The sequence below is a fragment of the Chryseobacterium vrystaatense genome (genome assembly GCF_000737765.1).
GTDB classification, from domain to species: domain Bacteria; phylum Bacteroidota; class Bacteroidia; order Flavobacteriales; family Weeksellaceae; genus Chryseobacterium; species Chryseobacterium vrystaatense.
Window position 1 is genome coordinate 152,616 of sequence record NZ_JPRI01000012.1, and the last position, 25,983, is coordinate 178,598.

A 25,983-nucleotide genomic window follows, 5' to 3' on the forward strand; every position below is an offset into this window, starting at 1 on the left:
ACTGGCATAAAACTTGACCGTTACGTTGAAATTAAAATACACTTTATGAAAAAATTATTTTTTTGTCTGAGCATTCTGTTCATTTTCAGCAGCTGTTCCAGAAACAGCACGTCAGCAGAGACTGAAATATCTTCTAAAATAAACACACTCTACACAGGTACTGAGTCTTCTTCAAAAGATCTGTTTTCTACTGATTTACAAAACCTGCTCGATGAGGCCCATAAAGTTGCGGATGCAGATGCCGAACGAGTAAAAAAAAGCAGCCAGCCTACAGACAAACCAGCCATGGTTGAAAGCTTTATTTTTACAGGTATACCTGATGCCACAACACAAAAAGTAAAGAAAATAACCGTTACGGAAAATACAGCAGAAGCTTCTGTAGAAATGAAAACCAATGAAGAGAAGATTGAGGGTAAAACCTACCCTGCTACTGTTGCAGAAAGTACAATTAAGCTGATCAATGACAAAGGTTGGAAAATAGACAATATCATCTTTACCGAACAGCCAACTCTTCAAGATCAATTAAAAGATTTTATTTCAGAGACAAAAAAAGGACTTTAATAACCAGGTCATCAAAAATAACTTTCAAAACAAACGACTGACGGAAGTAATCCGTGAGTCGTTTGTTTTTGATTTCATGGTTGACTTATGGATCATGATATTACTATGCATCATTTTCAAGATAACTTAAAATTTTCCCTGCATCTATTCTTTACTCATCACATAATTGTACAAAAGTTCAGCAATATCTTTATCTGCCAGATCCTGATGATCCGAATTTTTGATCTCCTCAAGCACACTGATCAAATAAGGGAAGCCAAATAAACTGTAATATCTTACCCCGTCTTTAACAAACTCAAGGCTGCCTTCCGTCGTTTCAATCTCAAAAAATGCTAAGGTATTGTTTAACTCCAAAGGCTGCTCCATATAGATTTCAACCGCTTCAGACTCCTGATCTACTGATTGATCCTGGCAAAACTCCTTATAAGAACCTCCGTTTCGGAAGTAATTGATTAATTCTGATAAATTCATATTGTTTCTTACGGCCTTGAAAATGGATTCATTTTTATTCATCACTCTATTGGTATATGAATCCATAAACGACCGTGACTGCAAATTTACCGAAAATTAGAAATGAAAATAAGCTGGTCATAAAAAATACTGCTTCATTGAAGCGGTATTTTATTTTTATTTTAAACTTCTGTCAGGACTATTATAGCCATTCATACTAATAAATGTAATTTTATCGATTTTCATATTCGCAAAAAATTGCTGAACTGCATCAGTCCATTTCATGCTACTTTGACTTAGTATATTTTCAATTTTTTTTGGTATTTCATTTTGATGTAATCCTGTAGGGAAAATAGAACACTTTGATAGAATTGTATCAGCTAGGGAATAAAATCGGTGAACAGGAAATCCTGAGCTCGCTAAATCAGGGGATGCATTTCAGGGTTACAGGAAAGGAAGTTCAAAGCTGGAAAATTAAAAAGCCATTCATGTCTATGCAGGATTATTTTTCTACGCCTTCCCTCCTCTTCATTTTCATCTTATTCCTCTCTTCTGATACAAATGTCCTAAAGAAAAATAAAAGAACCGCTCATCATCATGGAACGGTTCTTTAAATCGCAGATATCAGCTATTATTTTCATTCGATGATCCAACATCAAATAGACCAATCTATTAAGCCAACTATAATTCGTAGGATTAAATTCCCCTCCTACGGAGGGGTGGCGAAAATTCAAAGAATTTTTGACGGGGTGGTTTAAAAAAGTAGATAACATCCACTAAAGTTCTTGAACACCTTAGTGATTTTAAGGTAAATATTCCGCGTATTAAAAATACACTTAAGTCATAAGGGAAAATCAAAGATTTTCACTCTACATATCCAACAAAAAACCTACAATCCTTTCTTTCCCTCAATCCAATACGCCTGCGAACGGATGCATTTGGAATCCACCCCTTTTGCTTTAAGGAATTTCCTGATCACAGACATGGTATTTCCATTTCCTGTAAGATAAAAGACAGCTTCATTATGATAAACCGCCTCTTTTTCTTCTTTCAGAAAATCGTTCAAAGCTTCCATAATATTCTGTATATCTTTTTTTGGAGCATAATACCCGTACAGTTCCAGTTCTTTCAATGCTGAAGAATCTTCCAATTCGTGGAGGCATACGAATGAACCCCCAATTTCTTCTGCGGCTTCTTTAATAGACAGCGAACTTCCGAGAGACGTTTCGTCGCCGATGGAGAAATGAATCTCTGCATCTGTTGAAAAAAAACGCTTACCTCTGGGCATTAAGATTTTTGTAGTATCACCCTCTGAAAGACTATTGATAAAACTGCTTCCTGCAGAATCTGTATCATGAAGATGAAATATCACATCGAAGGTGCCTGTGATTTTATTAAAATTAAAAGGTGAATAATTACGGTAATCTCTTTCGTTGACTCTTATTCCTATGGCATAAGCAGGTTCAAAAACGACATCTTCCAGGTCAGAGGCAAAACGGATGAGGCGAAGTTCATTTGAAACAGATTGTATATGGATAACCGTGCATTCTTTAAATTTTGAAGACATGACATTTTCTAAAGTGTCATTCATCCATTTTGGTAAACTTGGCATAAAAAATTTTAATGCAAAGGAAAGCGCTAATTGAAAGCAGAGCGATAGCTGTTTCAGGGAATTGATTGGACAATTCGGGGTTTAGTATTTCTTCCGGTTTTTGTCCCGGAATTCTGATGGCGGAAAGCCTTCGGCCTTGGAAAATAACCTTGAGAAATAAGTATGGTCGCTGTACCCTAGTTCATAAGCAATTTCTTTTACGGTGAGCTGGGTGAAAGACAGCAGTCTTTTAGCTTCTATCAAAACTTCCTGATGAATCCAGTACTGGGCGGATCTTCCGGTTACTTCGCGGATCACTTCGGATAAATATCCCCGGGAAATATTTAAAAGATCAGCATAACCGGATGGGCTTTTCAGAGTTTTAAATTCTTTTCTTATGAGAACCCTGAATTTTCGGGCCAGCTGAACCGCCCGGCTTTCACTGGATATTTCAGGGCTGTATTCTTCTAAAAAAATCAAGGCGTACATTCCTGTAAAAGCATTCATGAAGGACTGAACAACGAGAAACCCTTCCCTTGTTTCCATCATCTCTTCTGTATACGACATCTGAAGCATTCCTGCGCAGGTATTGAGTTTGTTCATCCAGTTCTCATCAATAGAAACAGGCTGTATATCAACCAATGATTCTTCGAAAACTGTTCTGACTGTATCAGGCAGCAGATCTGCTTTAACAGCAATAAACCAACCACTGACGTCGTCCATAAGAATTCCTTCATGAACCTGACCGGGAAGCAGAAAGAAAATCGATGCATCTTTAGCCTCTATGATTTTAAAATCGACCATCATTCTGGCCCGTCCACTTTCCATAAAGGTGAAAATATAATGGCTATCGCGATGAATTCCTTTATCAAAAAGATTGCCTTCTGCACTGAAGGTCCGTTTTTCAATTCTTTCGATCAAAATGCCATGCTTTGTAATACTGCTTAAATCGTAGGTGGGAATGGACTGTTTCATCTTAAAATATTGCAATAAAGTTAGACATACTCATAAGAAAAGACGCAAACTAAAGTGTTTTCCTTTAAATTAAATATAAAAATCATGACAATGAGCTGGCAGATGTCCATCAATAAAAAAGCTCAGGTAGTATATTCCTGAGCTTTCCATCTTTATATAATTATTCTTTTATAATCTTCCGGGTGCTTTCTTTATCCTTCTGTTTGATATTCAGATAGTAGACTCCACTGGTGAGGCTGGAAAAATCAATTTCTGCTTTATTTTTAAAGATCTGATTTCCGAAAATAAGCTTTCCGCTGGAATCTGACAGGTTGAATGAAGCTTCGCTGTTATCCTTAAGAGTCAATATTCCTGTAGACTTCACGGGATTTGGATAAAAACTGAAAGAAGGATCCTTAATTGTTTCAGCCACAGACAATGTTGCGAAATTAAGATTAACCTTTGAATTGTTAAGACTCTCCCCCATATAAGTCCTGGAAGATGTCACAACTATATAATCTGGTTTTAAACTGTATGAAACTGGTGAGCCATAAGAACCTATGCCAAAAATACCGGGAATGGGAACTCCATTATTAGGTATATTCCCTCCAAAACTGCTCTTTACCTCTCCATTACTTTTAATATAAATCAAAGCATCTTGCCTGCCTCCTGAACTTGCCGTAGATACATAATAAATTCCAACCAAGAAATCACCGTTAGGAAGATTCACTATTTGAGCGAAGTTAAGAGCTATCCAGGGATACCCTAATCTTGTAACACCATTGGTTCCGAAAGAGGGATCAACACTTCCGTCAGCAAGATATCTTTTTAGTACTAGATCTGTCCTTGAAGAGCTTACGGTGACATTTCCTCCCACAAGTATTTTTCCATCCGGTAAAATATTGTCGTTACTCCCCATGAGATAAAGAGTAAGATTATCATAAGAATTATCCTGTATTCCGGAAGAAATATCTATTTTGCTGATGTGTCTGGTTAATGATGGATATCCAATACCCTGAGCATAAAGATACTGTCCCGAAACCCTTAAAACTTCCAACTGTGTAAAGTTATAACCACTTCCATAATCCACCTGTTTAAGTCCCTGGTCAAACATCCCTGTAATCAGTTCTCCTGATTCATTAAAACACCCGATTTCAGTTTTTGGACTGTTCTGAAGGTTGGAATAATTATGAAAAATAAAATATTTTCCGTTGGCTTTAACCAGATCAGATCTGTAATGCTTACTGTATTTTGAAGTATCTGTGAAAATATATTTAATTCCGGAAGTTCCAAAAGTCTGATCTGGAGTTCCGTCTGTATTCAGGCGTAAAAGCTTCGGGATACCACCATCCTCTGTAGCTATAAAAAGTAGAGGCTTATCACTGTCTGTCACTTCAAAAGAAAATATATTCGGTTCTTCAGAGCTAGGATAGCCTAAAAAGGTATTGATATTAAGAATTCCATTAGTTCCAAAATTAGTATCACGAGTTCCCTGTGATGTATATTTTTCTATATAGTACGTACCAGTACTGTATCGGGAAGGATTGGATGAATAAAAGAGATATACATTGCCGTTACTGTCTATTTTATTGGTTGTCTGGGAATAGGAATACATATCATTAAGATGGTCACGGTTTCTCCATGCTAACGTCTGGGCAAAGCCCTGCAAGAAAAGCACAAAGGCTAAAAAGGAAATAAGTTTTTTCATTGAATGGTAATTATCGTTTTTTTATTATTTGTGATGTTTTAAACACGGCGCGAAATTACTAAATACTTTCTCAATATTTTTCCAAATCAGACTGACTCTAATCAGAATTTTACTGAAATAATCATTAAGATAATTAGAAAGGGGTAACCATGAGGTTTTAGCTCAAAGTATTCTAAGCACATATACCCATTGAGTCCAAAAAATTGAGCAGGTATCATTTATCACAGATAATAACAGTCTGTAATTCTTTTGTTTATTTAGCTTTTGAAAGCGCCATTTTTACTGCTAAAAAGGTTAAAACACTCGCCATAAACCACTTTTGGACTTTGATCCAAAAAGGATTCCCCGCAAAAAACTTGGCCACTTTTGCAGCTGTCAAAACAATGATAAAATTAACGCTGAAGCTTACAAAAACCTGTATAACGCCCAGTTCCAGACTCTGTGTCAGGACAGAACCATATTCAGGTTTGATGAACTGCGGGAAGAAAGAAAGGTAAAACACAGCCACTTTCGGATTCAGAACGTTGGTGAGAAAACCGACGGTAAAAAGCTTTCTAGGGCTGTCGAATGAACCGCTCTGATCAACTTCGAATATATTCCGGCTATTGGGTTTAACGGCCTGATAGGCCAGATATAAAAGGTAAACGGTACCGAGGGTTTTCAGCACTGTATAAGCTAATGGAACCGCTAGTAATACTGCTGTCAGTCCAAAAGATACCATAACAATATGAAACAGAAAACCACAGACCACACCTGCTAATGAGATCATTCCCGATTTTTTTCCCTGGGTTATAGACTTTGAAATCAGATAAATCATGTTGGGTCCCGGGCTTATCACTAAAATAAGGGCAGCCACAACAAAAAACAGAAGGTCATGAAATGGAATCATTCTTTACTTATTCATTTAATTAAACACTCTATATGGTAATCCATTGCCGGCCGATAACAAAAATTGGCGGAACAAATATAAGTGATTTAACGTCTGATCTTTTCCGTTTTTTAAGATTGGGTTTTAATTGCGGATTCTTTTCATCAAAATTTAAACAGTTAATTAATCATAAGATTACATTTAATTACAATGCTGATCATAGTATTTTACTACTTTTGTATTCCCGAAAGGGGGATTTTTTACTTTTTTCAGGATAACCACACCAAAAACTATGAACCAGATGATCACATGCAGCCTATTTACTCTACAGGAAAAAAAAGTACCAAAGGAGATCAATAGCATCTTAAAAATCTCTTCTTATCCTATCCAAAAACACTCACAGCAGGTTTCCTTTCCGGAGATTGAAAAGGAAAAATTTCAATTTCAGTCATTTGATACCACATTTTTTTTTCAAAGACAGTAATATCGTTTGTTTTTTTTCGTTTGACAGTAAACCAATAGCCCCTTTATCTAACATTAAAAGTTTCATTCTTCTAATTTCTTGTAACATCCACCCAATTAAACAGACTATTTGATAGATTTCTACTACATTAAAATTTAAACTCAATGCAAAAATTGTTTTTTAAGACTGCCGTCACGGCCGCTGCACTCTGTTTCAGCTCCATGGCTCTGGCGCAGCAAAAATACTCAGTAAGCGGTACTGTGAAGGATCACAAGAATGGCGAACTGCTGATCGGGGTTACCGTAAAGGTCAATGAAGACCCTTCGATTTCGGTGGTGGCCAATGAATATGGCTTTTACTCACTGTCTCTCCCTGAAGGAAACTACACGCTGATTATTTCATACCCGGGATACAAAGATTTTGAGCAAACCATCAAACTTGAACAGAACACGAAGCTGGATCTTCCTCTTAATCAGGAAGATGAAAAAATAGGAAAAATTGATGAAGTCATTATTTCAGGGGTTAAAAAGGATAAAAACCTTTCCACTGCCCAGATGGGAACTGAAACTTTAAGCATCAAAAACATAGAAAAACTACCGGTTTTATTTGGGGAAAAGGATGTGATGAAAACGATTCAGCTTTTACCGGGTATCAAAAGCAATGGTGAAGGAAGCAGTGGATTCAGTGTAAGAGGTGGTGCTACAGACCAGAACCTGATCTTACTGGATGAAGCTCCTGTTTATAACGCTTCGCATCTTCTTGGTTTTTTCAGTACATTCAACAGTGATGCCCTGAAAGACGCCAGCATTATCAAAGGAAACAGTCCGGCTCAGTATGGAGGCCGTCTTTCATCGGTCATGGATGTCAAAATGAAGGATGGAAATAATAAGGATTATAATGTGAACGGAGGAATCGGTCTGATCAGCAGCCGACTGAGTGTAGAAGGTCCTATTCAAAAGGAAAAATCATCATTTATTGTATCCGGAAGAAGAACCTATGCCGATCTTTTTCTTAAAGGGAGCGATGATTTTAAAGACAGTAAACTGTATTTCTATGATTTGAATTTAAAAGCCAATTATCAGATCAATGAAAACAACCGTCTTTATTTATCCGGATATTTCGGAAGGGATGTTCTGGGATTAGGTGATACATTTTCTACAGACTGGGGAAATACAACGGCTACTCTCCGATGGAACAGTATCATCAACAGTAAGTTGTTTTCCAATACGTCATTTATATACAGCAACTACAATTATAAAATCAGTCTTAAAAGCAACGACAATACATTTGGCTTAGATTCGCAGATTGAGGATTGGAATCTTAAACAGGATTTTACCTGGTTTGCGGGTAATAAGCACTCGGTACGTTTCGGGCTTCAGTCGATTTACCATACGATTACTCCAAGCAGTGCTTCGGGAACAAGTGTAAGCAGTTTTCCAAGAAATCCGAGAAAGTCATGGGAGAATGCGGTGTATATCAATGATGATTTTAAGGCCACCGAAAAACTTACTGTTAATTATGGGTTAAGACTATCTACGTTCAGTGTTTTAGGGGGTGATACTTTTAACACCTATGATCAGGGTGTGATTACAGACAGTCGGTTTTTGGAGAAAGGTGAGTTCGGAAAAACCTATGTTAACCTGGAACCAAGAATCACGGCCAATTACCGTATCAATGAGGTAAGCAGTGTCAAAGGAGGTTATTCGCGTAATACTCAGAACCTGCATCTTCTGAGCAACAGCAGCAGCGGAAACCCTACGGACCAATGGATCGGAAGCAGCTACAGCGTAAAACCTGAAATTGCAGATCAGATCAGTGCGGGATACAGCAGAAATTTCAATCACAATAATTATGAACTGAATGCGGAGATTTATTATAAATCAATGCAGAACCAGATCGACTTTAAAAACGGTGCGCAGATCTCTTTTGATACGGCAGCTGATGTAGAGAGTGAATTACTGTACGGAAAAGGAAGGGCTTACGGTCTGGAACTTATCGCAAAAAAGAAAACGGGAAGATTAACGGGATGGATCTCTTATACTTTGTCTAAAACAGAGAGAAAAATTGATGGAATCAACAACAATGAATGGTATAATGCAAGGATGGACAAAACCCATGACCTCTCTATTGTAGCCACTTATGAGCTGACTAAAAGATGGTCTTTGTCGGGATTATTCCTTTACAGTACAGGAAATGCCGTTACTTTCCCTACAGCAAAATATGAACTGAACGGACAGACTATATTCCAGTACAGCAGCAGAAATGCCGACCGTATGCCGGCCTATCACAGAATGGACCTGAGTGCCACGTATGAACCGGAATCTACGAAACGTTTCAAAGGTTCATGGTCATTTGGTATTTATAATGTCTACGGCCGTGAAAATGCATATACGATTACATTTGAAGACAATCCAAATAATCCGGGAACTACCCGCGCTATGCAGACGTCATTATTCCGTTGGGTTCCAAACATCACTTATAATTTCAAATTTTAGATCATGAAGAATATTATTTTTATCATATTAACGCTGTTTTTAGTAACTTCCTGTGAAAAGGAGATCGACCTGGATCTTGACGACAAGAGCGGAAACATTGTCATAGAAGGTAATGTAACCAATCAGCCCGGACCTTATTTTGTAAGGATAACAAAATCTGTAGCCTTTACTGAAAACAATCACTACCCTGCAGTTTCAGACGCTCAGGTGATTTTAAGTGACAATACCGGTCAAACGGAAACTTTACAGTATGTAGGTGACGGGAAATATAAAACTACTGCTTTTACAGGAGTAACAGGCAGAACCTATACTCTTACAATTCAGGCGGAAGGAAAACAGTACACAGCACAGAGCAGCATGCCTGAAGTAGTAAACTTTGATGGTCTAACCCAGGATTCCTTTGCTTTCGGTGGGGAAACAACCTATACTCTTCTTCCGGTTTTCACGGATCCTATTGCATTAGGAAACCGATATCTCTTCAATTTTACAGTCAATAACATGACTAAAAAGACATTTGAGGTATTTTCGGACAATGTGAATAACGGATTGGTGAATCAAAGACCTTTTTTCCTGCCTAATGAAGACGATGACGATGACCCAACCAGCCATAAAGTAGTACCTGGAGACACAATTTACGTAGAGATGCAGTCTATCGAACATTCTATATTTACCTATTATTCTGCATTACTGCAGATTTCAGGAGACGGAGGTGCAGGTGTTACACCTTCCAATCCTCCGAGCAATATCAATAATGGTGCACTGGGATATTTCTCTGCACATACAACACAGAAAAAAAGTATTGTGATCCAGTAATTATAATCTTTTATATAATAAATGAAGGCTATTCCAACATCAGGAGTAGCCTTCATTTTTGAATCAATTCCTCAAAATTATTACTGATAAAAATATAACATACTCCATTCAGCAGACATCTGATTCTATCAAAACATGAAGAAAGATAAAAGCCGATATTACCAATGCTTATGGATTCCTTAAACCAATGATATGATTCTGAAAAAAATGATGCTTTAAAATAAAAAACTGGCGCTCTGGCATATTCGATTTTTCACCTTAAAAGTAGTCTGATAGCCATAATTTGATTAAATTTACATCTTATCAAAAAACAGTTTATAAACTACGTATGAATAAAAAAAACGCCACTATATACGACATTTCAAAGAAGCTTAATGTAAGTGTGGCTACTGTTTCCCGGGCATTGAATGACCATCCAAGAATAAGTGAAGCGACCAAAGAACTGGTTCGGAAGACGGCCAAAGAAATGAATTATAAGCAGAATAATCTTGCTAAAGCTTTAAAAAGTGGCGAAACAAAAAACGTAGGAATTATCGTTCCCTATATCAATACCAACTTTTTTTCATCCGTTATTCGTGGTATTGAAGAGGAACTTTCCCCGCACGGCTATCATGTAATCATCTGCCAAAGCCACGAAGATGTGAATATTGAGAGAAGACAGCTTAGTACTTTGCTTAATGCCCAGGTAGATGGCATTTTCATGTCGGTTTCCAAAACCACTATTGACACGGAACACATCAAAAATATTTTAGAAACCAGCAATACACCGATTATCTTTTTTGACCGTAAAAAAGATATTCCCGGAATCAGTACCGTTACCATTGATGATTACCGGGGAGGGTATATAGCCACAGAACATCTGATTAAAGAAGGGTATAAAAACATCTGCCATTTTGCGGGTGATCTTAATCTTGAGATTTATCAGAACCGTCTTAACGGCTACAAACAGGCTTTGCTTGATCATAACCTACAGGTAAAAGAGGAAAACATCACCTCTACCGGCAGCTCTATTGAGTCCGGTATTGAAGCGATCAAAAAGCTGTGGGACAAAAAATCCGTTCCTGATGCGATCTTTTCTGCCAGTGATTTTGCCGCTTTAGGAGCCTGTCAGGAATTAAAAAAACGCGGGGTAAAAATTCCACAGGAAGTGGCTGTTATTGGTTTTTCCAATGAACCTTTTACCCAATTTATGGAGCTGCCGATCAGTTCTGTAGATCAGACACCCGTTACGATGGGAAATATGGCGGGACGGGTATTTATTGAAAGTGTGAAAGAAAACGGTTCGGGGATGTCTATTGAGAAGAAGGTAGTATTGACACCACAATTATGTATCAGGAAATCTTCTAAAAGGAAATAGTTTTGTTACTGTTCAGATTAATATATCGTGTAAAAAAAATTCTTTTTGTTATTCTGACGGGAGAAGAATCTAAAAGACGTTCTGTTTATAAGTTTTTGGCTAAAGCCAATTATGATTTACCTTTTTATTAAATGGGCTAAAGCCCATCCCTATTGGAGGAAATTGTTCCTGCTTCTTAATTCCTTTTCTTATATTCATGTCAACAGTAGCCTATTAGATCAGAATTTATGAATTTTTTGCGATTCGTAAGAAAAGATATTATAATCATGCGTCGTATGTTTTTTATAAACTTCGGGAAACTTTTCAATCACCTCATAATAAAGACCCGGTTCGGTCTCTATACTCAAGAAGCGACTAAGATAAATAACTTTCCATAACCCGTCACCTATTGACACCACGTCTTTTTTATTATCTCCGTGGTACCATTTTATAATCGGCGTATCTCCCACATTACAACACACTGTATTCTGATCCAATACATCTATCCACTGATATTCTACAGGAACCAGAATCTGGTTTTCTCTATTGATCAATCCCCATTTTCCCTTTCCTAATCTTCCTTTATATTCGTCCCCGTTCCAGGATCCACTATCCCATAAAAATTCATAAAAGAGTTCATGAGACTCATCATCATATTTCCAGATATAGTCTCCTACAAAAATTTTAAAATATTTTTCGTCTATCAGAGGAGAAATATAATCGTAAACAGGAGGTATAATCTGCAAACCGGTAATCAGCATAACTCCCCATTTCTTCTTATCATCTATAATATTATAAAAACGAATCATTTCGTGTGAATAATCTACGATTTTTGAAATGCTTAGTTCCTTTATATCATTATACTCATCAGCTGTATAAACTCTTCCGTCTTTGTACTGAAAAACTGCTTTTTTAAGCTTTTCAGATAAAAAAATTGTTTGATAGAGTTCTAAAGGATTATCCATTGTTTTCAGTAAATTTTAAATATAAAGTTTTATTTCGCTGCAAATCTCCAATCTAATGATGCTTTCAATTGACATATAAAAAGATTACAGCTTGGATCATATTCAAATATACATTTTTTTCACCTTTATAAAAAAAGCTCTCTGCATTGTGCAGAAAGCTTTTTCAGTCAGTTTTTACAAACTCACCCCTCTTCTCCAGGGAATAAAATCATTCTGATTTAAAATGGCCGCTTTTGTTTTTACATTTCCGCTGGCCACTTCGATAATAAACTCTAGCAGCTCTTCCGCTTTTTCATCAATTGTTTTTTCACCGGTAATAACGTCTCCTGTATTAAAATCGATAATATCAGGCATTCTTTCTGCCAGAACCGTATTGGATGATATTTTCACTACCGGAACTACGGGATTTCCTGTTGGCGTTCCCAAACCTGTCGTGAATAAAACTACGTTTGAACCTGACCCCACCAAAGCTGTTGTGCATTCTACGTCATTTCCGGGTGTACACAAGAGATTTAAGCCCGGTTTTTTGATGTATTCCGTAAAGTCGAGAACATCATTGATGGGTGATGACCCTCCTTTTTTAGCGGCTCCGGCAGATTTCATCGCATCGGTGATCAGTCCGTCTTTAATGTTTCCCGGTGAGGGATTCATATCAAAGCCTGAACCTGCTGCAACCACTGATTCTTCAAAGTCTTTCATTAACTTTAAAAATCTTTCGGCATCTTCCTCATTCACACAACGGTTTACTAATTCCTGCTCTACCCCACACAGTTCGGGAAACTCGGAGAGCATAGTGGCACCTCCTATTGCTGCCATTACATCTGATAAGTGTCCTAAAACCGGGTTGGCAGAAATTCCTGAAAATCCATCCGACCCTCCACATTCCAATCCTAAAACAAGTTTAGAAATGGGAGCAGGTTTCCTTTGCATTTGATTGGCCTGTTTAATGGCTTCGTAAGAGTCTTTTATAATTCCACTCAGCATTTCATCCACTGTACCGGACTTTTGCTGTTCGTAAACAATGATTGGCTTTTTATGATCCGGACTTATTTTTTCCAGGGCATCTTTAAAAATCTGAACCTGTAAATTCTGACATCCCAGGCTCAAAACTGTTGCTCCGGCTACGTTTGGATTATTCACATATCCTGCCAACAGCCTTCCCAAAGCTTCTGCATCCTGACGTATTCCGCCACAACCGCCTTGATGGGTAATGAATTTTACATCAATATTTTTAAAAACTCTTGCATCCTGATCTTCTTCAACAAACATTTCTGCCTCTGAATTATTGATCAATGATCTTAGTAATAACTGATGTTTTGTTGTTTTTTCAAAGAGCAGTTCTTTTTCAAAAACATCTTTTAAAATCTCGACATTTCTGTTTTCACAAAAAACCAGCGGAAAAAACAGCCAGACATTTTCAGTTCCCACCTGTCCGTCTTCCCTGTGATAGCCCATAAATGTTTTGTCTTTCCATTTCTCAACATTCGGAGGGGTCCAGGAAGCGGTTTCTGTTTTACCTTTTACTTCAGCACTTTGATGCTTAACATTTTCTGTGGTAATCACTTCTCCTTTCCGGATGGGCTGACTTGCTTTTCCTACTAAAACGCCGTACATGATTACAGAATCACCAGCGGCAAGGTCTTCAGTCACGAATTTATGTTTGGCCTTCGTGTCTTTTATAAGGTCATAGGTAACGTCACCCAAAGTAACAGTTTCGCCCTGCGTCATATCCACCAATGCCACTGCTACATTATCTTTGGGGTTCACTTTCAACACTTTCTTTTCCATGATTTCTTAAGAATTGAATTGAATAAAATTCTGACAGGCCGTTTTCATATCATGATGATCTATTTCCCACAATGCTTTCGCAACCGCAGATGTCAAACCATTAACCTGAGTAAGGTCTGTGTCCCAGAAAGCAGTTTCGCTTAAAGCTAATTCTGCCACCTGATCATAGTCCCGGTTTTCCCAGATCTCTTTGAATCTGTTTACGATTGGGGCTTCGTCATTTAACGGTAAGGATCTTTCACCAAAACTTCCCTGATAGAATCTGATCAGACATGCCAGGGAGAACGTTAAATGAAGTGGTAATTTCTGATTCATTTCAACATAGCCCAATAAGCTCGGAAGGATTCTCACTTTGAATTTAGAGACAAAATACAGTGCAATACTGGCTAAATGATGTTTGATAAAAGGATTTCTAAACCGGTCGAAAACTTCGTCTGCAAAATCTTTTAATTCGTTTTCATCTAAGCCTAACGTGGGATTGACTTCATTGAAAACCGTATCCTTTAAAAAATCACCGATAAACTGATCATCAATCGATTCTTTTACCGTTTCTTTTCCTGATAAAATTGCCGGAGCCAGCATCAAGGTGTGGCCGCCATTTAAGATTCTTACTTTTCTTAAACGGTAAGGCTGGATATCATCCACCACTAAAATCTGTTCATTGATCTGATCAAAAGGAATTCTGTCTTTCAAATTTCCGGCTTCCTGAATTACCCAAAGAAGGAAAACTTCAGAAACCACTATCATCCTGTCTTCGTAATCCAGTTGGTCTTCGTAGGTTTCTGCATCATCTTTTGGATAACCGGGAACAATCCTGTCTACCAATGTATTGTGGAAATAATTGTTATGTTCTATCCATTGTATAAAACCTTCTTCCAGATTCCAAAGCTGTGCATATTTTAAAATAATTTCTTTTAAAACAAATGCATTGTCCTCGATCAATTCGCAAGGAATAATTCTCAAACCTTTGTCCTGTGCTCCATTGAAATGTTTAAATCTCTCGTATAATAGAACCGTTACTTTCGCAGGAAAATTATCGTGTGGGCCCTCATAATGATCCGCTGATCCATCGTAAGCAATTCCGGTTTCTGTGGTATTGGAAAAAACAAATTCCAATTCCTCTTCCTTCGCTAAAGCAAGGAATTCATCATAATGGGTATAAGGATTAATGGATTTCTGAATGGCTGAAATCACCTGTTTTGTATCAATGATTTCTCCCTTCTTAATACCTCTTGAGAAAAGGGTATACAAATTATCCTGCTCTTCAAGCCTATGAACCGAACCGCCCTGCGTAGGCTGAACGTTAGCAATCCCCGCATTGAAGCCTGCTTTTTTATTCAGCTGATCGATCACATAATCTGTGAATCCTCTCATAAAATTCCCGCCTCCGAACTGTACAATTTTGATGGGAAGCTTTTCCTGAGAACCGTTGTTTTTACGGTTTAATTTATGTTTTATCTGATTTTCCATTTTTTCTGATTTGAATAAAATCATCTCATAAACTGATGATCTTTTTTAATAATTAGCCTGAAACGGCCTTCTGCTTATTGAAAAGTAAAGAGAGATTATCTTATAAAGATTTTAATGTTACTGAATCACTTTATATTTTGGAACCAGTGTTTTCATGACGCTCCATGCAATGAGGTAAGCCACTGCGCATACTGAAAAAATGATCATGTATCCTTTATCGATTCCGTCTGAAACAACCGCTCCTGATTTTTCCAGCTGTTCAAAAAAACCTTCCGGTAAACGTTCGTTGATGTATTGCGGATATTTTTCCAACAAAGGAATTCCATCAACCGTGCTCCATGCCTTATGAGCGTGATCGAATAATACTCCTGAAGATTTATTGATTAAAAATGAACCGATTCCCCCCGCCATACCACCAATTCCTGTAATGGTAGCAATAGCTTTTTTAGGAAACATATCGCCTACTGTTGAAAAAATATTGGCCGACCATGCCTGATGTGCTGCCCCGGCCACTCCGATAATTAGGACCGGAATCCAATACGTGACTGATCCCAAAGGCTGTGCCAGCAGTGCCAGCAACGGGAAAAACGCAAAAATCAACATTGCTTTCATTCTTCCTGTATAAGCGTTCATTCCCTTTTTTTCCACAAAATATTTTGGAAGCCAACCTCCGATAATGGATAGTAAAGTAATCATATAAAGGACGAATAGCGGAAATGCACTTTGGGTAGAATCCATTTTGTAAACGGAACTTAAATACGCCGGTGTCCAGAATAAAAAGAACCACCAGATTCCATCCGTCATGAATTTTCCAAAAGCAAAAGCCCAGGTTTGTCTGTAGCTGAAACATTCTCTGAAAGAAAACTTTTTCTCAGGAACATTTGAATCCCTGTGCGGAATATCATCCTGATCCTGCTGAATATACGTTAATTCGTGTTCGTTTACTTTGTGGTGAACATGTGGTTTCTTATAATAAAATACCCAAAGCCCCATCCAGACAAATCCTAAAGCTCCGATGATGATGAATGCCCATTCCCAACCCATCGATCTCGCAATAAAAGGAATCGTTACGGGTGCTGCCAAGGCGCCTACTGTAGCTCCTGCGTTGAAAATACTTGTAGCAAAAGCCCTGTCTTTTTTCGGAAAATATTCTGCGGTTGTTTTGATCGCTGCGGGAAAATTTCCTGCTTCTCCTACCGCCAGTACGAAGCGTGCAAAAATAAACAGTGTCACACTGGTGCTTATAATAGCTCCCACATGATCTACTCTACCGATGATTTCTTTAGACTCAGCAAAGCCAACCAACCAGTTTCCGGTTAAAACGCCGGAAGTGGCAATTCCGCAAAAGGCATGTAATACAGCCCCTACCGACCAAATGGCAATGGCCCAAAGGAAACCTTTTTTGGTATCCATCCAGTCCACAAATTTCCCTGCAAAAAGCATACTTACAGCATAGAAAATAGAAAATAGTGCGGTGATATTTCCGTAGTCATTATTGTTCCAGTGGAATTCCGGAGCAATGAAATCTTTCCATGTCAGGGATAAAACCTGCCGGTCCATATAATTGATTGTTGTGGCAATAAACAGCAGAAAACATATCGTCCATCTGAATGTACTCGGTTTCGGGGATATTTCTTTTTTCATATCAATCTTTAATAGTATTGATTTTTATTGATTCTTGAAACAAATGAGAGCAAAAACTCTCCTTTCCATGCTGTTTTCAGCAAGGACTTATTAATTATGAAAATCGTTTTTATTTTAAACTTATCTATTTCTGCACCGTTAAGTTGTTAAGAATATTAAGGTTAGCTTCGATTTACAAATCAAATTGATTTAACTCAATGCAACCCTGAATCATTTACAGACTTTAGTGGTTTAATAAGTTTTATTTTAAACTGATTGTCTTAATTCGTTTATAATTTGAATTGAATTAGCTACAGTCTCTATAATTTTTTCGTAATCATATTTACCGTTTTCATTTTTCACAAACAACTGTGAACCCAATCCTACACAATAGGCTCCTGCAGAAATCCATTGGGAGAGGTTTTCTTTAGTGGGCAAAACCCCACCTGTAGGCATAATGTTGGACCAGGGCATCGGGCCTTTTACAGCTTTGATGAATTCCGGTCCGCCCACTTGTGTTGCGGGGAAAATCTTCACAATTTCAGCTCCCAGTTCTTCGGCATAGGAAATTTCAGAAACCGAACCGCAACCCGGCATCCATGAGATTTTTCTTCTGTTGCAGACTTTTGCCACTTCTGGATTTAATACCGGAGCAACGATGAAGTTGGTTCCATTCTGAATATATAAAGAAGCAGTTCCTGCATCAACTACAGAACCAACTCCCAAAATCATTTCAGGAAGTTCTTTTGCTGAATATTTCACCAGTTCTGCAAATACTTCGTGAGCAAAATCGCCTCTGTTCGTAAATTCAAAAACACGGGCACCGCCGTCATAGCAAGCCTTTAAAATATTCTTGCCTATTTCTGCATCAGCGTGGTAAAATACAGGAACAATCCCTGTTTCTTTTACTTTTAATGCCACTTCTATACGGGTAAATCCTGCCATAATTATCTTTTTATTCTTCCTCCTGAACTTCCGTTCATCAATTCTAAAATGTCTTCTGCACTGCAGTAATTGATATCTCCGGGAATTGTATGTTTGATGGCGCAGGCCGCATTAGCGAATTTCAATGCTTTTTCATCATCAAAATTCATCAAACCATAAATCAGACCTGCTGCAAAAGCATCACCTGTTCCGATTCTGTCAATGACAGGGCTCACTTCCAGAAGTTCGGTTTCAAAATAATTGTCGCGCACCAAAGCTCTTCCCTGCGTTTGCTGGGTGCTGGCAGTGATGCCAATTCTTATTTTGTCGAAAACCTTTTGGATAGAAGGTATTTGTTGTTTTAATTCTTTACAGGCTTCGATGAAACCTTTTTTATCTGATGAAAACTGAGTTCCTAAAATTTCGTTGATCTCATTAACCCCGCCAATAAACAGCGTTGAATACGAAACCAGTTCTTTTAAAATCTCCTCTCCCCTTTTTCCGTATTTCCAAAGATTGGAACGGTAAGCAGGATCCGTTGTTATATAAATTCCCATTTCCTGCGCTGTTTTCAAACCTTCTTTCAACGTTTCATACGCTGCTTCGGAAATTCCTGGGCTGATGCCTGTCCAGTGGAAATATCTACAGCCTTTAAGTGCTTTTTTCCAGTCAACATCACCAGGCTGAATGTTGGCAAAAGAACCGTTCAATCTGTTGTAAGCGATTCTTCCGGCCCTAACTGATGACCCTGCTTCAAGGAAGTACAGCCCTAAAGGATGTTCGTTTTGGGTGATGAATTGGGTATCGATTCCAAAACTTTTAATGAAGGAAACAGCTGATTCACCTACGAAGTCCTCAGAAACACTGCTGACATATCTTACGCTGCAGCCCATTGTTGCCAATGAAGAGGCTACATTAAGTTCTGTTCCTCCAAAAAAGAATTCCATCTCGTGGCTTTGTTTCATGACTCTGTTTCCCTGAGGGGAAAGTCTCATGATAACTTCACCGAATGTGACTATTGTATTGCCCATCCTGTTCTATTTAAAAATCAAAATAATTTTTAGCATTGTGATAGCAGATATCAGAGATCGTTTTTCCGATCAGATCGATATCATCAGGCAGTTCACCGTTTTTCATTTCTTCCCCAAAGAGATTGCACAGTACTCTTCTGAAATATTCATGTCTTGGGTAAGAAAGGAAACTTCTGGAATCTGTAAGCATTCCCACAAAACAGCTGATCAGCCCCATATTTGAAAGCGCATTCATCTGCTTGATCATTCCGTCTTTCTGGTCCAGAAACCACCATCCTGAACCGAACTGTACTTTTCCTTTGATGCTGCCGTCATTGAAATTCCCGATCATGGTCGCAAAGATTTCATTGTCGGCAGGGTTCAGATTATATAAAATAGTTTTGGTCAGTTTATCTTTCCCATCCAAAGTATTTAAAAATTTAGACAGTGTTTCAGCCTGAATAAAGTCGCCGATAGAATCCCAACCTGTATCGGGACCTAAAATTCTGTGCATTCTCTCATTATTATTCCTCAGTGCACCAAGATGGAACTGCTGCACCCATCCGTATTGATGGTACGCTTCACCAAGAAATAACAAAATAGCTGTTTTAAACTGATGTACCTGCTTTTCAGCAATTACTTTTCCGGCTAATTTATCATTGAAAATCGTATTGATTTCTGATTCTGTATATTCTTCGAAAGAAATATTATTAAGCCCGTGATCACAGAGTCTGCATCCGTTTTCGTGAAAATATTCGATTCTTTTGAGTAAAGCTTCGCACAAAGTCTGATAAGAGACAATCTCAATTCCAGCGGATGCTCCTAATTTGGAAAGATAATCTGCGAAATTGTGATTCTCAATTAAAATGGCTTTATCAGGACGGAAAGCTGTGCTTACTTTGATACTGAAGTCACTTTTCGCCAAATCCTGGTGATAGTTCAAGAGATCTGTAGGATCTTCTGTAGTACACAGAGATTCTACGTTCATCATTTTCAACAAACCTCTTGTTGATTTTTCAGGCTTCTGAAGCTGTGAAGTGATGTTTTCATAAATTGCTGATGCATTATCTGCATTGAGCAGTTCATCAATTCCGAAATATCTTTTGAGTTCTAAATGCGTCCAGTGATACAACGGATTTCTCAAAGTATAAGGGACTGTTTTTGCCCAGGCCTCAAATTTTTCCTGGTCAGAAGCGTCACCGGTAATGAATTTTTCATTCACTCCCAGGGTACGCATCGCTCTCCATTTGTAATGGTCTCCGGCAATCCAGACTTTTGAGATGTTTTCAAATACCGTGTCCTCTGCAATATCTTTAGGGATCAGATGATTATGATAATCAATGATCGGTTGCTTTTCTGCGTATCTGAAGTATAATTCTTCCGCGTATTTATTTTGTAATAAAAAGTTATCTGTAATAAAAGATTTCATTTTGAGTCTAATTCTGTGGTTACTCATTAGCAGGTTTCCCGATGGTCGCTAAAATTCCTCCATCCACGTAAATAATCTGTCCGTTGATGAATCTGCTGGCATCTGAAGCAAGGAAAATAGCTGTTCCGGCAAGGTCTTCAGGATTGCCCCATCTTCCTTCCGGAGTTCTGCTGATGATAAAATCATTAAAAGGATGTCCATCCACTCTGATGGGCTCTGTCTGAGAAGTTGCAAAATATCCGGGACCGATTCCGTTCACCTGAATATTGTATTTTGCCCATTCTGTTGCCAGATTTTTGGTCAGCATTTTAAGTCCGCCTTTTGCAGAAGCGTATGCTGCTACATTATCGCGTCCCAGCTCACTCATCATCGAGCAGATGTTGATGATCTTTCCTGATCTTCTTTTGATCATATGTTTGCCTATTAATTTAGACATGATAAAAGGTCCTGTAAGATCTACATCAATTACTTTTCTAAAGTCTTCCACCTCCATTTCAACTGCCGGAATACGTTTGATGATTCCCGCGTTGTTGACCAGGATGTCTATTTTTCCATGGGTAGCTTCCATTAAAGCTACTTTCTGAGCGGCTTCAAGTTCGTCCGTAACATCAAAAAGATAGCCGGTTGCCTGATATCCTTTTGCCTGATAATAGTCTAAAGCGGCCTCTAATTTGGATGGCGTAGTACTGGTAACAGCCAGTTCAGCACCTGCCGCAGCAAGACCTTCAGCCATTGCCATTCCCAATCCGTGAGTACCGCCTGTAATCACCGCTACTTTACCGGATAAATCAAATAAATTCATGAGAAAAATTACTTTAGTTCGTTAGTTTTGATCCCGTCCATATCGCCATAGTCCATATTTTCTCCGGCCATTCCCCAGATAAAAGTATAGTTGGATGTTCCTGCTCCTGAGTGAATGGACCATTCGGGAGATAATACGGCTTCATGATTCTTCATAAAGACATGACGTGTTTCTTGCGGCTGCCCCATCAGATGATTGACCGTCTGCCCTTCTTCCAGATCAAAATAGAAATAAGCTTCCATTCTTCTGGTATGAATATGGGCCGGCATTGTGTTCCATACACTTCCGGGATGAAGTTCTGTCATTCCCATCTGAAGCTGGCATGTTTCGAGAACACTGTTCACAAGCAGTTTATTGATCGTCCGTTTGTTAGCGTATTTCTCCTCCCCCAATTCTACAATTTCGGCTTCGTTACGGGTAATCTTTTTCGTGGGATAAGTATGGTGGGCCGGTGCTGAGTTGATGTAAAAATAAGGCTGTTCATCACCTGATCTTTCAAAAAGTACTTCTTTAGCACCTTTTCCAATATATAAAGCTTCTTTATTTCCAAGCTCATATACTTCTCCGTCTACTGTTACTGTACCGGAACCTCCAACGTTGATTATTCCCAACTCTCTCCTGTCCAGGAAATGTCCTGCTTTCAGATCTTCAATGGGTTCTAGTTTTAGGGTATCTGATACCGGCATTACACCTCCCACGATAAGCCTGTCATACATAGAATAGACGAGTTTTATCTTATCTTCATTAAATAAATCATCGATTAGAAACTCCCTCCTCAGGTCTTCTGTTGAATACTTTTTTACATCTTCAGGATGGTGGGCGTAACGAAATTCTGATTGTGTCATACTACTGGTTTTTATCCTTTTCTTTTTGCGGTTTTAGCAAACCTGTTAAACATTGTGTAATCGATTGCATAAATTACACTTAAAATCTGCAGAAATACTTGTGGGATAAATATATAATTATTCTTCAATTAGTTCACAAAAAATTAATTTAAATAATTAAATAGCTGATTTATAACTAAATAAAATAATAATATTGAATAAAATTAAAAGATTTCAGAGGTAAAATAGGATTGTAAATTTCCCAAAATCAGTATCCGGCAACTACTAAAATATAAAATCATGCCAAATAAAATCACAAAATTTAAAATCACAAATCAACACAAATAATTGAAATTTAATCTATATACGATATCTATTAACTCATAACAATGAATAATACAAAATACTCCATCCAATTCTGTCGTTAAAAGATGACAAAAATCAGTAAATGGGTGAAAATTTCTAACTTCAAGATCATTTCCGGGAATTTTTCGCTCCAAAATTCCGGTAAATTTTAAGTGATTTTTGTGTCTTGCAATGTTAAACAAGAAAAAAAACAGCAAAAATAAGAAAGGATAAAGGCGTTTAAAAACAAAATATAAAAAACTGAAAAACAACTAATTATAGCAAATAATCAATTTCATATTGTTTTAGGATGAATAAATTAAACAATGAAATTAATAAAATAATAATATTTTTTTCTTTGCATATTGGAAAATAATATTAGTTTAGGAGCCAGAATAATGCATTATGAAAATCTACGCAATCGATTGCACAATAAAAGCGTATAATCTTTCAGCATTATTGACCACTAAAATCTGCAGAATACTTAAAAGTCCAAAAAACAAAAACGATTGAAAAAAAAACTTTCAACCAGGAATTAAAACTATAAGGATACAAAATGGATAAAAAAGTACAATCAATAAAGTGGTTATATTTAACTGTCTTTCTACTTCCTGTCCTTGCCATGGCTCAAGAAAAAGATAAGGAAACCAAACTGGATGATGTAGTTTTGGTAGGATATACAAAAGTTTCTAAGAAAGACGTTACAAATGCTGTTTCTTCAGTGAAAGGCGAAGCTCTTAAAGATATGCCTTCCACGAATGCTGCAGAAGCAATTCAGGGAAGACTTGCAGGGGTACAGGTATCATTGAGTGAGGGATCTCCCGGCGCTGATGTCGATATCGTTGTGCGTGGAGGAAATTCCATTACGCAAAGCAATGCACCGCTCTATATCGTAGACGGTATTCAGATGGATAATGCCCTGAGCATATTATCTCCAAAGGAAATAGAATCAATAGAAGTATTGAAAGACGCGTCATCAACCTCTATCTTCGGTTCCAGAGGAGCCAACGGAGTGGTATTGATTACAACGAAAGGAGGCCGGAAAAAGGCTAAGACTACCATCAATTATAACGGATTTGTAGGGGTAAGAAAAATTCAGAATAAAATTGATGTTCTGGATCCCTATCAGTATGTACTTTATCAGTACGAACAGTATTATAAAAATGGTTTAGAAACTGATATTACTACATTTAATACACGCTACGGAACGTTTGATCAGCTGGATAAATACAAGTCTATGAAAAAGACGGACTGGCAGGATAAGGTGTTCGGAAGAGAAGCTTTCAACTTTACCCATAATGTTTCTGTTTCGGGAGGTTCGGAAAATTCAGCATTCGCATTGACATTGAATAATGTTCAGGAAGACGGGGTGATGATTGGTTCTGCATTTAAGCGCAGTATGGCCAACTTCAAATATGATTATGATGTTTCAAAGAAGTTGAGTATTGGACTTAATGCACGGTACAGCAGACAGATGATCTACGGAGCAGGAACTTCTGCTTCCGGTTCACAGAGTACCAACCGATTGAGAAACGCCATACGATATCAGCCTTTTGAAGGAGGCTCATCTGTGGATGTGGATGAATTTGATCCTCTGTTTGCAGATCAGACCAATCTCGTAAATCCTGTTTTACTGGCTAATGATGAAGTTAAAGAAAGCGGAAGAAATGATTTATTGCTTAACGCGACTATTGATTATAAAATAAGCAAAGACTTTACTTTCCGAAGTGTGATAGGATATGTACAGAGAGATCAGCTCGTTAATCAGTTTTCGGGTCCTGTGACCACTCTGGCAAGACAAAACAATGATCAGCCGGTCGTATTTTTAAGTAATACCCAATCCAGAAGAATCACAAATACAAATACCCTGAATTACAGAAAGACCTTTGGAAATCATAAACTGGATTTACTGGCAGGTCAGGAAACGGTAAGAACAGATGGTGAATCGATGTCTATCAACATCAAATGGTTCCCAAAATCTTCTTCCGCACAGGAAGCATTTGCGAATGTACAGCTGGCATCCCCTCCATCAGGAATGGTCCAGGACGCGCCTAAAACCATGGGAGATATAGACCGTCTTGCTTCATTTTTTGGAAGAGCCAACTATATCTACAAAAACAAATATATTGCAACGGTATCCATGAGAGCGGACGGCTCCAGTGTTTTCCAGCCGGGATCTAACCAATGGGGATATTTTCCTGCAGCTTCACTGGCATGGAAAATCAAAGAAGAAAATTTCCTAAAAGAAAACAATTCCATTAATGAACTGAAACTCCGTTTAGGATTCGGAAAATCCGGAAACAACAGAATAGGAGCATTCTTATATGATACATTCTTTACTTCTTCATCAGATTATGGCTATGCTTTCGGGACCAGCGTCACTCCAGGGGCTACCACCGGAAATATTATGGCCAACCCGAATGTAAAATGGGAAACAGCCAGTTCTTATAACGCAGGTTTGGACTTCGGCTTCTTTAAAGGCAGACTTTACGGTACTCTTGATGTCTATAAAACCGATACAAAGGACCTTTTACTACTGGCTAAAATACCTCAAACTTCCGGTTACGAGTATCAATATCAAAACTCCGGAAGCAGTGAAAATAAAGGTATTGAATTATCAATGGGAAGTACAATCATCAGCAAAGAAAATTTTTCATGGAAGATCGATGCCAATATTTCCTCTAACAGAAATACCATTAAAAGCTTAGGCAATAATGCATCAGCAAGTGCCAATTATTACTACTACCCTTCGGGATGGCAAAACAACCTGTTTGATTTCTTAGTCCAGGTAGGTAAGCCGGTAGGTACTTATTGGGGATATGTTACGGCGGGAAGGTATGAAGTGAGTGAATTCAATTATGATGCAACAACACAGGCATATGCCTTGAAGGCAGGCGTTGCAAGTTCATCTGCTGTAGCCAACGGAGCAAAACCTATACAGCCGGGAGATCTTAAACTGAAAGACATTAATGGTGACGGGGTGATCGACAGTAATGATATGACCGACTTAGGAAGTGCACAACCCAAATTCTACGGTGGTTTTACTCAGACTTTCAGATACAAAAACTGGGATATGAGTTTGCTTTTCAATTTCTCAATCGGAAATAAGGTATACAATGCCAATAAGATAGAATACAGCACACAATATCTTTATAAAGACAATAATATGCTGGCAGAAGTAGCAGACCGATGGAGATGGTTTGATGATGCGGGAGTCAAGGTGACAGATCCTACTGCTCTTGCAGCTCTTAATGCCAATACCACGATGTGGACGCCGCCTGCAGGTGCCTATTTCCTGCATTCATACGCCATTGAAGACGGATCTTTTTTAAGACTGAACAACGTTACCGTTGGATTCAGTTTACCAAAAGGTTCACTGGAAGCCATTGGGGTCAAAAACCTGAGACTTTATGCTACGGTGAACAATTTATTTACCATTACAGGCTATTCAGGCTTCGACCCGGAAGCAAATACCAGAAGAAACCCGCTTACGCCTGGAGTAGATTATTCTGCTTATCCGCGAAGCAGATTTATTTTATCAGGAATTGATATCACTTTCTAAAA

20 protein-coding genes are annotated in these 25,983 nt (G+C 38.1%); 6 read left to right on the forward strand and 14 right to left on the reverse strand.

The features are described 5' to 3' along the window. Positions 1 to 45 precede the first annotated feature (45 nt). Complete coding sequence (locus IW16_RS23045) at positions 46 to 561, forward strand: hypothetical protein (protein WP_131327968.1); 516 nt, start codon at positions 46 to 48, stop codon at positions 559 to 561. A gap of 144 nt (positions 562 to 705) precedes the next feature. Here IW16_RS23045 and IW16_RS23050 read toward each other — a convergent pair whose 3' ends face one another. Continuing rightward, positions 706 to 1,074, reverse strand: a complete 369-nt coding sequence (locus tag IW16_RS23050; protein ID WP_131327969.1) for a hypothetical protein — start codon at positions 1,072 to 1,074, stop codon at positions 706 to 708. Between the two features lie 299 nt (positions 1,075 to 1,373). On the opposite strand from IW16_RS23050, the gene IW16_RS23055 reads away from it, so the two are divergent. Then, a complete protein-coding gene (locus IW16_RS23055; protein WP_034750337.1) occupies positions 1,374 to 1,625 on the forward strand; it encodes a hypothetical protein in 252 nt (83 codons plus the stop codon). Between the two features lie 275 nt (positions 1,626 to 1,900). Here IW16_RS23055 and IW16_RS23060 read toward each other — a convergent pair whose 3' ends face one another. The 4 genes from IW16_RS23060 to IW16_RS23075 form a co-directional block, all read right to left on the reverse strand. Next, positions 1,901 to 2,623, reverse strand: coding sequence for an FAD-binding oxidoreductase (locus tag IW16_RS23060; protein ID WP_034750338.1), 723 nt, complete (start codon positions 2,621 to 2,623; stop codon positions 1,901 to 1,903). Between the two features lie 81 nt (positions 2,624 to 2,704). Then, positions 2,705 to 3,577 carry an AraC family transcriptional regulator gene (locus IW16_RS23065; RefSeq protein ID WP_034750339.1) on the reverse strand — a complete coding sequence of 291 codons (873 nt, stop codon included), beginning with the start codon at positions 3,575 to 3,577 and terminating at the stop codon, positions 2,705 to 2,707. 160 nt (positions 3,578 to 3,737) lie between these two features. Next, entirely contained in the window at positions 3,738 to 5,264 is a 1,527-nt protein-coding gene (locus IW16_RS23070; protein ID WP_034750340.1) for a T9SS type A sorting domain-containing protein, read from the reverse strand. Between the two features lie 253 nt (positions 5,265 to 5,517). Continuing rightward, positions 5,518 to 6,153, reverse strand: coding sequence for a LysE family translocator (locus IW16_RS23075; RefSeq protein ID WP_034750342.1), 636 nt, complete (start codon positions 6,151 to 6,153; stop codon positions 5,518 to 5,520). A 606-nt stretch (positions 6,154 to 6,759) separates the two neighbouring features. Here IW16_RS23075 and IW16_RS23085 point away from each other — a divergent pair. From IW16_RS23085 to IW16_RS23095, 3 genes are all read left to right on the forward strand, one after another. Continuing rightward, complete coding sequence (locus IW16_RS23085) at positions 6,760 to 9,090, forward strand: TonB-dependent receptor (protein WP_034750347.1); 2,331 nt, start codon at positions 6,760 to 6,762, stop codon at positions 9,088 to 9,090. Positions 9,091 to 9,093: 3 nt separating this feature from the next. Beyond that, positions 9,094 to 9,903 (forward strand): DUF4249 domain-containing protein, encoded by an 810-nt coding sequence (locus IW16_RS23090; RefSeq protein WP_034750350.1) that lies wholly within the window; start codon positions 9,094 to 9,096, stop codon positions 9,901 to 9,903. A 328-nt stretch (positions 9,904 to 10,231) separates the two neighbouring features. Then, positions 10,232 to 11,260, forward strand: a complete 1,029-nt coding sequence (locus IW16_RS23095) for a LacI family DNA-binding transcriptional regulator (protein WP_034750353.1) — start codon at positions 10,232 to 10,234, stop codon at positions 11,258 to 11,260. Positions 11,261 to 11,478: 218 nt separating this feature from the next. On the opposite strand, the gene IW16_RS23100 is transcribed toward IW16_RS23095, so the two are convergent. The 9 genes from IW16_RS23100 to kduI form a co-directional block, all read right to left on the reverse strand. Beyond that, a complete protein-coding gene (locus IW16_RS23100; RefSeq protein WP_034750356.1) occupies positions 11,479 to 12,204 on the reverse strand; it encodes a WG repeat-containing protein in 726 nt (241 codons plus the stop codon). A 174-nt stretch (positions 12,205 to 12,378) separates the two neighbouring features. After that, positions 12,379 to 13,992: a UxaA family hydrolase gene (locus IW16_RS23105; protein ID WP_034750359.1), complete on the reverse strand. Its 1,614-nt coding sequence runs from the start codon at positions 13,990 to 13,992 to the stop codon at positions 12,379 to 12,381. A gap of 6 nt (positions 13,993 to 13,998) precedes the next feature. Continuing rightward, positions 13,999 to 15,462 carry a tagaturonate reductase gene (locus tag IW16_RS23110; protein ID WP_034751307.1) on the reverse strand — a complete coding sequence of 488 codons (1,464 nt, stop codon included), beginning with the start codon at positions 15,460 to 15,462 and terminating at the stop codon, positions 13,999 to 14,001. A gap of 117 nt (positions 15,463 to 15,579) precedes the next feature. Further along, positions 15,580 to 17,106 (reverse strand): MFS transporter, encoded by a 1,527-nt coding sequence (locus IW16_RS23115; RefSeq protein ID WP_034750362.1) that lies wholly within the window; start codon positions 17,104 to 17,106, stop codon positions 15,580 to 15,582. A gap of 246 nt (positions 17,107 to 17,352) precedes the next feature. Then, complete coding sequence (locus tag IW16_RS23120; RefSeq protein ID WP_034750366.1) at positions 17,353 to 18,030, reverse strand: bifunctional 4-hydroxy-2-oxoglutarate aldolase/2-dehydro-3-deoxy-phosphogluconate aldolase; 678 nt, start codon at positions 18,028 to 18,030, stop codon at positions 17,353 to 17,355. A gap of 2 nt (positions 18,031 to 18,032) precedes the next feature. Further along, positions 18,033 to 19,040, reverse strand: a complete 1,008-nt coding sequence (locus IW16_RS23125) for a sugar kinase (protein ID WP_034750369.1) — start codon at positions 19,038 to 19,040, stop codon at positions 18,033 to 18,035. 10 nt (positions 19,041 to 19,050) lie between these two features. Then, positions 19,051 to 20,448, reverse strand: a complete 1,398-nt coding sequence (uxaC, locus tag IW16_RS23130; protein ID WP_034751311.1) for a glucuronate isomerase — start codon at positions 20,446 to 20,448, stop codon at positions 19,051 to 19,053. 19 nt (positions 20,449 to 20,467) lie between these two features. Then, positions 20,468 to 21,250 carry a gluconate 5-dehydrogenase gene (locus IW16_RS23135; protein WP_034750372.1) on the reverse strand — a complete coding sequence of 261 codons (783 nt, stop codon included), beginning with the start codon at positions 21,248 to 21,250 and terminating at the stop codon, positions 20,468 to 20,470. An 8-nt stretch (positions 21,251 to 21,258) separates the two neighbouring features. Next, complete coding sequence (gene kduI, locus IW16_RS23140; RefSeq protein ID WP_034750375.1) at positions 21,259 to 22,095, reverse strand: 5-dehydro-4-deoxy-D-glucuronate isomerase; 837 nt, start codon at positions 22,093 to 22,095, stop codon at positions 21,259 to 21,261. An 880-nt stretch (positions 22,096 to 22,975) separates the two neighbouring features. On the opposite strand from kduI, the gene IW16_RS23145 reads away from it, so the two are divergent. Continuing rightward, complete coding sequence (locus tag IW16_RS23145) at positions 22,976 to 25,981, forward strand: SusC/RagA family TonB-linked outer membrane protein (protein ID WP_034750378.1); 3,006 nt, start codon at positions 22,976 to 22,978, stop codon at positions 25,979 to 25,981. The last annotated feature ends 2 nt before the right edge of the window (positions 25,982 to 25,983 follow it).